Origin of the sequence: Xylanibacter ruminicola, from assembly GCF_900142525.1 — a bacterium.
GTDB classification, from domain to species: Bacteria; Bacteroidota; Bacteroidia; order Bacteroidales; family Bacteroidaceae; genus Prevotella; species Prevotella ruminicola_A.
Genome location: NZ_FRBD01000015.1, coordinates 93,399 through 106,953, shown reverse-complemented (window position 1 = coordinate 106,953; position 13,555 = coordinate 93,399). Strand labels below are relative to the sequence as shown.

Below are 13,555 nucleotides of genomic sequence, written 5' to 3'. Positions count from 1 at the left end.
ATCTTACCAACCATAGCTAGCCCAATCTACAGCCTGATACCACTGTAGATTGTGGATGCGTTGGTTGTAGCGATAGCGGCTATAGTTGTTGTATCTGGCTTGTGGGAAGAACATGCTTGAGCAGCCCCATTGGTCTTCATCTTTGGGGAAATAGCTGAATCCATTATAAATCGCATTGTAGCCAGTCATCCATTGTTTGGATACTATCTGGAAGGGCACTGCAGCATTATAGGTTTGCAGCCATTCACGATAATCGGCTTCTGCAGCGTACTGGCTGAATACGCTTTTGACATCATACATCACAGGGGTGTCAAAAGCAAAGTAGAATGGATGGCCATTCAGGTTTAGCTCTTCTGGATATTGTGGCATAAACGTTGCCATCAGCTTTTTAGTAGCTGCTGCCAGGTTATCCATCTTACTGAGGTCGAACACTGCCATTGGTACACTATAGCCTTTAAGATAGGGCCATTCTGAGTAATCGGGCTGTTGGTAGGCCTCTATCAGATAGTCATAGTAGCATTGCGCTATTTCCTTATAGTAATTGCTGCTGGTAGAGAATAGCTTGGGCACTATCAGTTGATAGGGTGCTCCCTCACCTGGAATCTCTGCAGGTGATGCTATATAATAGTCGGCCGAATTGCGCAACTCGTAGGCGCACTCCACGCACCCCATGCAGCAGCAGTCGGCAAAGATAAATTTAAACTTGTTGGGCAGTTGTTCGAGTGCGCTAGCCATTTGGGTGATGTTCATCCACTTCTCTACATTTTTATCGTCTCCTGTCAAATCCCAACCTCTATCCTGTCCGTAGGCACGTGTAGCTTGGCGGGTTTTAGCCGTAGCTGCCACGGTATCGGCTTCTACTGCCCATCCTGTGGCGTGCCCCCATAGCACTAAACCATATTCTTTGGCTGGATACTTGTTCATGACCCACGTTATAACCTCTTTCATACGGTCGGGATCGCTAGCGTAAAACTCGGTATCGTATCGATATACCACCTCGGTCTTGCCGTTGGATATCTCAACAATATGTGGGTAGTTGGTAGTACCCACACTGTCGATAAAGCATATCAGGTGCTGTTTGCTGTTTAGCTGATTCGAGCCCTCAAGTATCTCATCAAGATCGTCTTCCAGATATGAACCTGCATCGCTAGAGTCGTAAGTAAGGTTGTTCTCGCCCGACATATACACCAAAACGGTACGCTCCGCTATGGTTACAGGTGGTTCTGGATCGTCTTTCTCGTGACATGCTACAAGTAGTAGTAGTGATATGGATAATATAATGAATCTGTACATATTAGTCGAAATTTGCGGCAAAGGTAAGAAATAAATCATAATTCGTGGTTCTTTTTCTAAAAAAAAGCGGCAAGCCAAGCGCATAATTCATATTTTTTTGTAATTTTGCACCCTATAATTAAGGAAAATAAATGAAACGACTATATTTCTTGCTGGCATTAGTGATGATTTTTGCTGGTGCAACAGATATAAATGCACAACGTAGAAAGTATAACAAATCGCACTCGAAACACCGTGTTGAAAGGACTAGAAAGGGAGTGAAAGGTAAGTCGAAGGGGCGTAAAGGGAAGAAGATCAGTACCTACAAACCTACGATACACGACTTTGCCTACAAACTGTCTGACCCGCGATTCCTTAACGATCCTACGTACGACCCCTTCCTTCAGTGTGAAGATACCTGCGACCATGTGCACGGTATCGACCTGAGTCACTATCAGGGCGAGGTGTTCTGGGAAACAGTAGGCGAGAATACGAAGATGGCCTATGTGTATCTGAAGGCTACTGAGGGTGGTGATCGTATCGATGCCCAGTACGAGCGAAACATTGAGATGGCACATCGTCATGGACTAAAGGTTGGCTCATATCATTATTTTCGCCCCAAAACACCTGCAATCACCCAACTGGAGAACTTTATGATGCAGTGCCGACCAGGCGAGCAGGACTTGATACCAATGATTGATGTAGAGACCACTGGCGGCTTGTCTAATGAGGAATTCTGTGACTCACTCAAGTCTTTTCTCGACTTGGTTGAAGAGGCATATCATCAGCGCCCGCTCATCTACACCTTCCGCAATTTCTATAACCGCCACCTGATAGGGCAGATAGACGACTATAAACTCATGATTGCTATGTACACCGACGAAGAGCCTGAGCTGGCTGATGGACGCGACATCACCATGTGGCAGTACACCAGTCATGGACGCATTACTGGAGTGCGTGGCAATGTAGACAAGAGCCGGTTTATGAACAATCACGGGTTACGGGATATCAGGTTCAATCACGTACGCCGATTGGAGAAACAGGTGTCATTCTTCGATGTGCGTAAGCGAATGGGCAAATGAAGCAAAGAAATTAGTGAATGCTTCGCTCGGAATAAAGCGCATGTAGCGTGCTGATCGGCGTATGTGGCTGATAAGTGCGCTGCCTCCACTGGCATGTACAAAGATACTGTCGGGCGATTGCGAGAAGTAGAAGTCCTGATGTTGGCTGGTATATTCGGCTAGCTCTCGAGCCACTATGTTTGCCTTCTTGTCGGTATCGGTACCTGCAAATGGAATATCTTCAAACTTAAAACCAAACAACTCTACCAGCAAGGCACCCTCTAACTGCGCCATCTGGGTGAATCTAAGGCGTTCTAACCAATTGATAAGAACGTCGTAGTTTACTTTCTCCGTATTGTCGCGCAGATTTACGCCAAGATCTATCAGCAGGCGTAAGGGGAGTCCCCAGTTCAGTATGTGGCGGGCTATGCGGATAATCTGGATGAGCATACGACGCGTATTGATGTCGCTCTGTTCATCGTCGAGTATAGCCTGTAGCTGTCGATTGATAATAGGATTGGTTAGCTTATAGGGGCGCAATAGTTCTTCGTCGTCGGCATCCTGTTGCTGCAGGAAGTGGGCCTGTTCCCATTGCTTCCATTGTTGTGGCAGCAGGTGGAGGTTGAACTGCTCACGGCATTTCAACAATCCCTGATAAACAAAGGGATTCACGTTGTGCAGTTGGCCCATCTGGTACAGCTTGTTCCACTTGTGTACACTCATGGGCTCAAGTTCCTCGGCAGTGCCATACACGCCGCATTTTATGAGTTTAAAGAAGTTGCGCTGTATAATGTTCATTGTCTGTCTTTAAGAGTAGCGTTTGGGGTAACGGAATAGAATGGCCAGCAGAGCCGCCAATCCCAGTGCATACGCATAATATATGTATGGTAGCATTGATACGGGGCTGATAGCTGCCAATCCTGCTGCAATCAGTAACTGTGCACCGTAGGGGATGATGCCCTGAACAAAGCATGAGAAGGTGTCGAGAATAGACGCACACTTCTTATTATCAACGCCGTATCGGTCGCCTATCTGTTTTGATATGTCGCCTACGGTAAGTATAGCCACCGTGTTATTGGCGGTACACATATCTACCAGCGATACCAGGGCGGCTATGCTGAGTTCGGCACCACGCTTGCTGCTGACACGGCGTGTTAGCTGACGAATAATGAAGTCGATGCCGCCTTGTTGCTTGATGAGTTCTAGCATGCCGCCAGCCATCATTGTCACAATGATTAGCTCACCCATACTCATGATACCGTCGCCCATAGCACCAAACCACTGATACACATCCTGGAAACTGCCTGTGCTAAGTCCGATAATACCGCAGAGTATGATGCCCAGCGTGAGCACTGCCATCACGTTCATGCCACAGATGGCTGTAACAAGTACGGTGATATAGGGCACTACCTTAATCCATTCTACAGGGCCTATCTGCTGAGGAGCATGTGTGCCCTGACCAAGGAATACGTAAACCACTAGGATTACGATGGCAGCAGGGAATACTAAAAAGCTGTTCACCCTGAATTTATCACTTAGTCGGCATCCTTGAGTCTGAGTTGCCATAATGGTGGTATCGGATATAAACGATAGGTTATCGCCAAACAGTGATCCTCCTACGATGATAGCTGTCATCATGGCCAAGTCGGTACCGGTTTCTTGAGCCAATCCCACTGCTATAGGTGTAAGCGCAGCAATAGTACCCACGCTGGTACCTATGCTCAGTGAGATGAAACATGCTGCAAGAAACATACCTGCAAAAATCATCTGTGCAGGCAGAAAACTGAGTGCTAGATTAACGGTGGCGTCGATGCTGCCCATGCTCTTTGCTGAGTGAGCAAAAGCGCCTGCAAGCACAAATATCCATATCATCAGCATCATCTGTTCGGTAGCCGCACCACGGCTGTAGCTGTTGATACGCTGCATCAAGGGCCTGTCTCTGAATATGATAATGGCGTAGATGCTTGATACCATAAAAGCCACCGTGATGGGGATTTTATAAAAGTCACCGGCGATAATGCTGGTGACTAAATAGAATAGTACAAAGACTATGATGGGTGATAATGCTGTGATACCTTTCTTCATTTATAGCGTTACTCCGTTTTTGAATATTGATATTTCGCGATAGTCGTTAACCTCGTTCTTGGCGGGTTCGCCGCTAGCTACAGCCAATACCTTGTCGATGAATTCTGGAACCAGCTCCTGCATGGTGCGACCCTCGATGAGTTGACCTGCCGAGAAATCAATCCAGTTTGACTTGCGACGTGCCAAATCGGGATTCGTAGCAATCTTCATGGTTGGAACGAATGTGCCGAAAGGTGTACCACGTCCTGTGGTGAACAGCACCAGATGGCATCCGCAAGAGGCTAGGGCAGTAGAAGCCACAAGATCATTGCCAGGAGCCGAAAGCAGATTCAAGCCTGAATTCTGCAGGCGGTCGCCATATTCCATTACGCCGCTAACAGGAGCCTTACCGCACTTCTGGGTGCAGCCCAGCGCCTTATCCTCAAGTGTAGAGATTCCACCGGCCTTGTTACCTGGACTTGGGTTCTCGCCCACGGGCTCGCCGTGACTCAGGAAATAGTTCTTGAAGTTGTTTACCATCGAAACAGTCTGGTTAAACAGCTCTTCGCTGGTACAACGGTTCATCAGAATGGTCTCTGCACCAAACATCTCAGGAACCTCTGTTAGTACCGATGTGCCGCCCTGAGCCACCAGCCAGTCGCTGAATTCGCCCACAAGCGGATTAGCGGTGATACCACTAAATCCATCGCTACCGCCGCACTTCAATCCCACACGCAGCTTGCTAACGGGCACTTCGGTGCGTTCGTCTTTCGATGCTATATCGTATAGCTGGCGCAGCATCTGCATGCCTGCCTCCATCTCGTCGTCTACACGCTGGGTAACAAGCAGTTTAATACGGTCCTTGTCATAGTCGCCCAGCATAGCCATAAAGTCCTCTGGCTGGTTGTTCTCGCATCCCAGACTGAGTACCAGTACGGCACCAGCATTGGGGTGCAGACAGATGTCGCGAAGCACCTTACGGGTGTTCTCGTGATCCTCACTGAGCTGTGAGCATCCGTAATTGTGATGCCAGGCGTAGATGTTGTCTACTCCTTCGCAATTGGTTTCTTTTTGCAGTTGCTTAACCAGGCGCTCGGCGATGCCGTTCACACAGCCCACGGTAGGCACAATCCAAACCTCGTTGCGAATGCCTACGTCGCCATTCTTACGAATATATCCCTTAAAGGTACGGTTCTCTTTACCTATCTTAAGTGGCTCAGACACAGGATTATATGTGTACTCGAGTGTGCCCGACAGATTGGTCTTCAGATTATTCTCGTTTACCCAATCACCGGCTTTGAGAGCTGTCATAGCATGTCCGATAGGGTAGCCGTATTTAATAATGTTCTCACCCTCGGCCACGTCCTTAATAAGTACCTTGTGGCCTGCTGGAGTATCCTGATTCACTGTGATGGTTTTGCCATCAATTTCAATAACATCGCCCTTCTTCTTGGGCTCAAGGCAGACTACAACCGAGTCAGCCGGATTAATCTTTAAAAAAGTAGCTTGCATTTTTCCTTTTATATTATTTAATGTTTAATCTAAAATCTAAATCGCTGTTCTGCGATAGAAATCTACGTTCTCCTTTGTCAGTATCTCGATAGGCATGTAGTTAACGGGGTTAACGGCACGCTTCATCACGATGGCGTTAAACAGCGCGTCAACACTGGCATAACCCTGTTGGTAAGCATGCTGCGCAATAAGGAACGATATGCTGCCATTACGCACGCAAGCCTCGTTCTTAGCCACCATATCGTAACCCATGATCTGCACGTTACGACGATTGCTGCGGAACAGGAAATCGCCTACAATGTGAGCTTTTGAATTGAATGTGATGCAATGATGCACCTGAGGATGACTTGTGAAGAATTTCTCCAGAATACCGTCGTAATCCTTGTGATCCTCGTCCAGAGGCAGGTCTACCTCGGTAATCTTGATTTGTGGAAAGTGGTCTACCATATAATGACGGAAACCTGTTTCACGGTTAGCCTGCTGCTTTGATCCCACGATACCGTCGCGCGTCTGCTTCATCAGGGCAATCTCTTTTTCTTTGTTAGCAATCAGCATGAGCATCTTTGCTGCAAAATAGCCGCTGGCAAAAGAGTCCTGTCCGAAGAACGATAGTGGTTTCAGGTCAGGCATATACGAGTCGAGTAATACGTATGGGATATTACGTTCTGTCAGTTTCGCTGTGAAAAGCTGTGTCTGTTCCAGTGTCGATGGCACCATGATCACACCATCTATCTTGGCCGAGAACAGTTCACGCGCCATCTTGGTGAATGCGGGAGGATTAAATCGCTCATAATAAATGAATTTGAGCTTGATGCCGAAATCACGACGGAACTCCGTACAAGCCAAAGCACCCTCTTCAATCTCGTCCCAGTATGCCTCCTGCTCGTGCTTGGGCAGTACCAGATAGAACTGATATTCTTTATTATACGCTAGCGCGCTCGCGTACATGTTAGGGCGATAATCCATTTCCTCGAGGGCCTTGTTAACCTTCTCGAGAGCAGCTTTCGACACATTAGGGCGGTTATGCAGAACACGGTCTACAGTACCAGTCGACACTCCAGCACGTGCCGCAATATCCTTAATAGTAATATTCTCCTTGGCCATAATTCTAACAAATTTTTGGCAAAGGTACACTTTTTTTTTGATTCACCAAACATCTTATGTAAATAATTGCTTCGAAATCGTTTCCGTAAGATTTATCTGAGAAAATTGCGTAAAAATTTGCTCGGCTCGAAAAATCTACGTATCTTTGCCACACAAACGAACAAAAGGAAAAAGAAATAATTCAAAAAAATCAAACAAAGCAATGGCAAAAATTGTAACTTTGGGCGAGATTATGCTTCGCCTGTCGCCTCAGGGCAACGACCGTTTCATTCAGAGTGAATCTTTCCGCATCATCCCTGGTGGTGGTGAGGCTAATGTAGCAATCAGCGTGGCTAACTACGGACATCAGGCTTACTTTGTTTCAAAGCTGCCTAAGCACGAAATCGGACAGATTGCTGTTAACGCTCTGCGCCGTTATGGTGTTAACACAGAGTTTGTGGCTCGTGGTGGCGATCGTGTAGGTCTGTACTATGCTGAGACAGGCGCTTCAATGCGTCCTTCAAAGGTTATCTACGACCGTGCACACTCATCAATTGCCGAGGCTAATCCTGAGGATTTCGACTTCGATAAGATTATGGAAGGTGCTGCCTGGTTCCACTGGAGTGGCATTACACCAGCTATCAGCGACAAGGCTGCCGAGCTCACCAAGTTGGCTTGCGAGGCTGCTAAGCGTCATGGTGTAACCGTATCTGTCGACCTGAACTTCCGCAAGAAGCTTTGGACCAGCGAGAAGGCTATCAGCATTATGCGCCCATTGATGAAATACGTTGACGTTTGTATCGGAAATGAGGAGGATGCAGAACTCTGTCTTGGTTTCAAACCCGATGCTGATGTAGAGGGTGGACAGACTGATGCTGCCGGTTACGAGGGTATTTTCAAGCAGATGATGCAGGAGTTTGGCTTCAAGTATGTGGTTTCTACACTGCGTGAGAGCTACAGCGCTACCTTCAACGGCTGGAAGGCTCTTATCTACGATGGTAAGGAGTTCTACCAGAGCAAGCGCTACGAGATTAATCCTATCATCGACCGTGTTGGTGGTGGCGACTCATTCTCAGGTGGTTTGATTCACGGTCTGCTCACAAAGGCTACTCAGGGCGAGGCTCTGGAGTTTGCTGTTGCAGCTTCTGCACTCAAGCACACTATCAATGGCGACTTCAACCTGGTATCTGTCGAAGAGGTTGAGGCTCTTGCCGGTGGTAATGCTAATGGTCGCGTTCAGCGCTAATAAATAAGGATTATGGCAAAATTTGATAAATTAGCAGTTATGAAGAAGATCGGTGATACCGGTATGGTGCCCGTCTTCTATAATAAGGATCTTGAGACATGTAAGAATGTGGTAAAGGCTTGCTACGAGGGTGGTGTGCGCGCATTCGAGTTCACTAACCGTGGCGACTTTGCTCAGGAGGTATTTGGTGAGTTGGTAAAGTGGGCCGATAAGGAGTGCCCCGAGCTGGCTCTTGGTATCGGATCAGTAGTCGATGCTCCTACAGCAGCTATGTATCTGCAGTTGGGTGCCTGCTTTGTGGTTGGTCCTCTGTTCAACCCTGAGATTGCTCCTGTATGCAACCGCCGATTGGTTCCATACTGCCCAGGTTGTATGACTGTTAGCGAGATTGGTAAGGCTCAGGAGTTGGGCTGCGACCTCACTAAGGTGTTCCCTGGCGATGTAGTTGGTCCAAACATGGTGAAGGGCCTGAAGGCTCCAATGCCTTGGTCAAAGATCATGGTTACTGGCGGTGTAGCTCCCGAGGAGGAGAACCTCACTAAGTGGTTCAAGGCTGGTGTTTACTGCGTAGGTATGGGCTCTAAGCTCTTCCCTGGCGATAAGGTAAAGGCTGGCGACTGGCAGTACGTTACCGATAAGTGCAAAGAAGCACTCGGTTATATAGCTACCGCCAGAAGTTAAAGGGATTTTAAAGGAAGTGAAAGGGAAGTGAAAGGGAAGTGAAAGGGAAGTGAAAGGGACATTACCCCAACCCTTGATGAAGTCGCAGAACATACGTCCCTTTAACTTCCTTTTTATTCCCTTTTATTCCTTTCCATTCCTTTACATTACTCAATTTATGAAATATCAACTACTCATCCTCATAACCATACTTTTCTCAGCCTGTTCGCACCCTGATAGGCAAACGGTGGACAAGCTGAACTCTCAATCCTATGCCTATCACTATCGCAACATCGATTCTACCGAAAACATTGCCAAACGGGCTTACCAGTTGGCCGAGAATTATCCGGCAGGTAAGGCTGAGGCACTCAACAATATGGCCTTCGTCAACATCGTCAGGATGCGCTATATCGACGCTGAGAAACAGTTGAACGAAGCCGTAGAAACCACTGATAATCAGATACAACAGCTGATAAGCTATGTACAGCAGATGCGCTTGTGCCAGCGACGTTCAAGGAATCGCGAATTCCACGAATATCGTGAGATGGCCAATCGCACATTGAGCAGAATAAACGAAGAGCGAGAGCAGCTAAACGAGCGCGATTTGCGCCAGTTGCTCTACGCCGAAACAGAATATGCCATCGTCAACTCCACCTATTACTATTATGTGGGTCTTGAGCAGCAATCCATCAAGGCGCTTTCAGCCATCAACGAGAGCGAGGTTCAGAAGGATAGCGCACAATATCTTAACTACCTGTATAACATAGGTGCTGGCGGCATCATTACCCATGGCTCCCAGCAGGAGATAAACCAGCAGGAGTTCGACAAGTTGATGCGCTGTTTCCTCACGGCCCGTAAAGGCGGATACGCCTTCTTTGCCGGTCAGGCCCTTGAGGCCCTGTCAGAGCATCTGATGGATCCTGAATACCGTCAGCAATTGGTTGACGATAATCTGCCTGCCATGAAGTTCATCAATCCCGTGGGGGTAGACGAGGAGATGCTGCCTGGATTCCTGGCCGAGAACGCTTTGGAGATATTTGAGCGTTATGGCGATGTGTATCAGATAGCTGGTGCCTACCGTACGTTGGCGTCGTGCTATCGTCAGATAGGCGATTACCAGTCGGCACTCTATAATCTGGAGCAGGCTTTGTCTGATAGCATCATCAATCAGGCCCCCGATCTGGTGGCATCCATCCGCGAGCAGCTCAGCGTGGCCTATGCCGCTATGGATAATAAGGTGCAGAGCGATCAGAACCGCAATATGTATCTCGACCTGCAGGAGACAACCCGTCAGGACCGTCAGCTTGAGGCGCGTGCCTATCAGTACGAGAAGCAGCTTAATCAGCTCAACCTCATGCTTATAGCCGTGGTTCTGGCCATTGTACTGCTGCTGTTCTCGCTGTGGCTGTTCAACCACCTGAACAAGAAACAGTCGAAAACCGAGGAACCCGACAACCTCTATGAGCAGAAGAGCGAGCAACTGGCTGTCAAGCTGCTGCAGGTAGAGAATAATGAGCGCAAGAATCTGGAGCAGCGAGCCAAAGTCTCGCTCGTGTGCAACATCACGCCATTCATCGACCGTATGATTCACGAGGTCGACCGACTTGACGATCATAACCGTGAGGAGCGAATGACTTATATCCGTGAGCTCATCGACCAGATCAACGAGTATAACGATGTGCTTACCTACTGGATTCAGCTGCGTCAGGGCGAGCTCAGTCTGCATATCGAGAGCTTCCAGCTGCAGCCTCTGTTCGATGTGCTGGCCAAAGGCAAGAAGTCGTTCCAGATGAAGGGCGTTGAGCTGCATGTAGAGCCTACCGATGCCGTAGTGAAAGCCGACAAGGTGCTGACGCTGTTTATGCTCAATACGCTGGCCGATAACGCACGTAAGTTTACCGAAAAAGACGGTAGGGTAGATGTATCGGCTCAGGTATGCAAAGACTATGTAGAGATTTCTGTCGAGGATACCGGACGTGGCATGACCAGCAATCAGTTAGAGCATCTGTTCGACCACAAGATAGAAGGCGGTCATGGCTTCGGCCTGCTTAACTGCAAAGGCATTATCGAGAAGTATCGCAAAATCAGTCAGATATTCGGTGTTTGCCATATCGGTGCCACCAGCACCCTGAACAAGGGCTCTAAGCTGTTTTTCAGGCTGCCTAAAGGCATCGCCCGCACCATCGTCCTGTTATTCACTATTCACTGTTCACTATTCACTGCCTCGGCTCAGCCCGATAAGATCGACGCTCTTGGCATGGCCAGCATCTACTCCGATAGCGCCTACTTCTGCAATATCAATGGCGAGTACGAGAAGACGCTGCAGTTTGCCGATTTGTGCCGTTATTACCTGAATAAGCACTATCTGGAGCAAGAGCCACATGGCCGATATCTGATGCGTCAGCTGGGCAATCCATCGCTGATGCCACCCGAAATCAAGTGGTTCCACGATAGTATCAAGACCAATTATCACATCGTTCTCGACATTCGTAACGAGAGTGCTGTAGCCGCTCTGGCCTTGCACCAGTGGCAGCTATATAGCTACAACAACAAGATATACACGCAGCTCTTTAAGGAGATGTCGGCCGATAATACACTGGGCGAATACTGCGCCACCATGCAGCAGTCGCAAACCAACACCACGATAGCCATTATTCTCTGCGTACTGCTGTTTATCTCCATCATTCCGGCCTATTACCTGCTGTATTATCGCCACCGCCTGTACGAGCGGTTTATGCGCGAACAGCAACGAATCACCGACTTGGAACTGCTCGACGACGACTTGCGCCGTGCCGAACTCGACGATAGCAACCTGCATGTGTCGAATGCCGTGCTCGACAACTGTCTGTCGGCACTCAAGCACGAGACGATGTATTACCCCTCGCGCATCCAGCAGCTGCTTGATAGCGGCGATATGGAGTCGCTTAGCGAGGTAACCACCTACTATCGCGAACTCTATGGCGTGCTGAGCGAGCAGGCTCTGAAGCAGACAGAGCGCACCCGCCTGCATCTCAAGCCGCTGCACCATGATATCCTGGGCGATGAAACGCTGGTGCGCTATCTGTTCGACATACTCCGAAAGATGGCCGGTCAGAAGCTGCAGCCCGAATATACCAAGCGCGATGGCGGATATATCGAGGTACGCGTGCCTATGCCTGAGCTGAAACTTACAGATACGCAGGCTGCCGAGCTGTTCACCCCGTCGAAGGATCATCTGCCTTACCTGCTCTGTCGCCAGATAGTACGCGACCTGGGCGAGGCTACCAACCGTCGCGGATGCGGCATATATGCCACGATTCAAGATAACACAACATTTATGATTATAACACTACCAAGCGTATGGAAAATTTCAAAGTAATAATAGTAGAAGATGTGCCCCTGGAGCTTAAAGGCACACTGGGCATTGTAAAGAATGATATCCCCGAGGCTGAGGTCATCGGTACTGCCGAGAACGAGCAAGCCTACTGGAAACTGATTAAGCAGCAGATACCCGATCTGGTGCTGCTCGATTTGGGTCTGGGCGGCTCTACCACCGTGGGTGTAGAGATTTGTCGCCACACCAAGGAGCTGCATCCCGACGTGAAAGTGCTGATTTTTACAGGCGAGATCCTGAACGAGAAGTTGTGGGTCGACGTGCTCGATGCAGGTGCCGACGGTATCATCCTGAAGACCGGTGAGTTGCTCACACGCCGCGATGTGTCGGCTGTGATGGACGGCAAGCAGCTGGTGTTCAACGAGCCTATCCTCGAGAAGATTGTTGAGCGCTTCAAACGTGCCGTGAGTGGCGAACTGGTGAAACAGGAGGCCGTGGTTAACTACGAGATCGACGAGTACGACGAGCGTTTCCTGCGCCATCTGGCTCTTGGCTATACCAAGGAGCAGATTACAGGTCTGCGCGGCATGCCGTTCGGCGTAAAAAGTCTGGAGAAGCGCCAGAACGAGCTCATCCAGAAGCTCTTCCCCGAGGGCACCAGCGGTGTCAATGCCACTCGTCTGGTGGTTCGCGCCTTAGAGCTCAGAGTATTGGATATCGATAATTTGGAAGCCGATGAAGAGTAGCCGGTTGTGCGTGGGACTTCTGGTGGCTCAGAGTGTGCTGGTCATCGTGTCGTGGCTGTTGTCGGCCATGCGCCTTGATGGTGTGCGCTCTATGCTGTCGTCCGAGGGAATCCGCTGGTTTGTAGGCGGGTTCTCCAACATCGTAGCAAGTCCCTTGCTGGCATGGCTGTTGCTGTTGCTCATAGCTGGTGGAAGCTTGCAGCAGAGTGGGGTAGTGAGCCTGTTCAGAAGCCGAGGCGACACCTCTTATCGCAACCGTTTGGCATTACGTGTGGCTGGCTTTTTCCTGGTTCTGTATGCCATCGTTATCTGTCTGCTCACACTCACGCCTCACGCCATACTGCTGTCTGTTAAGGGCAGTCTGTTCCCGTCAGCCTTCAGTCGTAGTATCCTGCCAATCGTATGCTTTGGCGTTACCCTGTTCTCGGTAGTCTACGGCATGATGTCTGGTCATAAAAAAACAGGAGAGGATATCCTTAGTATCCTCTCCTACGGCATCCGCCAGGGCGCCTCGCTCATCGTGGTCTACATCCTGGCCATCCAGTTCTACGCCTCCCTCCGTTTTGTGTTTATGTTCTAACCTTAAAAAAAGGCCTGT

The 13,555-nt window shown here is 49.0% G+C and carries 11 protein-coding genes; 6 read left to right on the top strand and 5 right to left on the bottom strand.

Going from position 1 to position 13,555, the window contains the following annotated elements; translation table 11 throughout:
* Positions 1-3 precede the first annotated feature (3 nt).
* On the bottom strand, positions 4-1,293 hold the full coding sequence (locus tag BUB86_RS10660; RefSeq protein ID WP_073209311.1) for a clostripain-related cysteine peptidase: 1,290 nt from the start codon (positions 1,291-1,293) through the stop codon (positions 4-6).
* Between the two features lie 164 nt (positions 1,294-1,457).
* Here BUB86_RS10660 and BUB86_RS10655 point away from each other — a divergent pair, with 164 nt between their 5' ends.
* The gene (locus tag BUB86_RS10655; protein ID WP_254795150.1) at positions 1,458-2,354 is read left to right on the top strand and encodes a glycoside hydrolase family 25 protein; all 897 of its coding nucleotides are present in this window, start codon (positions 1,458-1,460) and stop codon (positions 2,352-2,354) included.
* Here the strand turns inward: BUB86_RS10655 and BUB86_RS10650 are convergent.
* Genes BUB86_RS10650 through BUB86_RS10635 form a run of 4 tightly spaced genes read right to left on the bottom strand, consistent with a single transcriptional unit; the run spans position 2,319 to position 7,013 of the window.
* A complete protein-coding gene (locus BUB86_RS10650) occupies positions 2,319-3,131 on the bottom strand; it encodes a hypothetical protein (protein ID WP_073209309.1) in 813 nt (270 codons plus the stop codon). The genes BUB86_RS10655 and BUB86_RS10650 overlap by 36 nt on opposite strands.
* 9 nt (positions 3,132-3,140) lie before the next feature.
* On the bottom strand, positions 3,141-4,418 hold the full coding sequence (locus BUB86_RS10645; protein WP_073209306.1) for a Na+/H+ antiporter NhaC family protein: 1,278 nt from the start codon (positions 4,416-4,418) through the stop codon (positions 3,141-3,143).
* A complete protein-coding gene (locus tag BUB86_RS10640; RefSeq protein ID WP_073209304.1) occupies positions 4,419-5,909 on the bottom strand; it encodes a UxaA family hydrolase in 1,491 nt (496 codons plus the stop codon).
* A gap of 36 nt (positions 5,910-5,945) precedes the next feature.
* Positions 5,946-7,013: a LacI family DNA-binding transcriptional regulator gene (locus BUB86_RS10635; RefSeq protein WP_073209303.1), complete on the bottom strand. Its 1,068-nt coding sequence runs from the start codon at positions 7,011-7,013 to the stop codon at positions 5,946-5,948.
* A gap of 202 nt (positions 7,014-7,215) precedes the next feature.
* Here BUB86_RS10635 and BUB86_RS10630 point away from each other — a divergent pair, with 202 nt between their 5' ends.
* From BUB86_RS10630 to BUB86_RS10610, 5 genes are all read left to right on the top strand, one after another.
* Positions 7,216-8,238: a sugar kinase gene (locus tag BUB86_RS10630; RefSeq protein ID WP_073209301.1), complete on the top strand. Its 1,023-nt coding sequence runs from the start codon at positions 7,216-7,218 to the stop codon at positions 8,236-8,238.
* 12 nt (positions 8,239-8,250) lie between these two features.
* Positions 8,251-8,919 (top strand): bifunctional 4-hydroxy-2-oxoglutarate aldolase/2-dehydro-3-deoxy-phosphogluconate aldolase, encoded by a 669-nt coding sequence (locus BUB86_RS10625; RefSeq protein ID WP_073209299.1) that lies wholly within the window; start codon positions 8,251-8,253, stop codon positions 8,917-8,919.
* Positions 8,920-9,076: 157 nt separating this feature from the next.
* The gene (locus tag BUB86_RS10620; RefSeq protein ID WP_073209297.1) at positions 9,077-12,256 is read left to right on the top strand and encodes a DUF5112 domain-containing protein; all 3,180 of its coding nucleotides are present in this window, start codon (positions 9,077-9,079) and stop codon (positions 12,254-12,256) included.
* The gene (locus tag BUB86_RS10615) at positions 12,238-12,957 is read left to right on the top strand and encodes a DUF5932 domain-containing protein (RefSeq protein WP_073209294.1); all 720 of its coding nucleotides are present in this window, start codon (positions 12,238-12,240) and stop codon (positions 12,955-12,957) included. The genes BUB86_RS10620 and BUB86_RS10615 overlap by 19 nt, the downstream gene beginning before the upstream one ends.
* Positions 12,947-13,537, top strand: coding sequence for an AbgT family transporter (locus BUB86_RS10610; RefSeq protein WP_073209292.1), 591 nt, complete (start codon positions 12,947-12,949; stop codon positions 13,535-13,537). Before BUB86_RS10615 ends, BUB86_RS10610 begins: the two co-directional genes overlap by 11 nt.
* Positions 13,538-13,555: the final 18 nt, after the last annotated feature.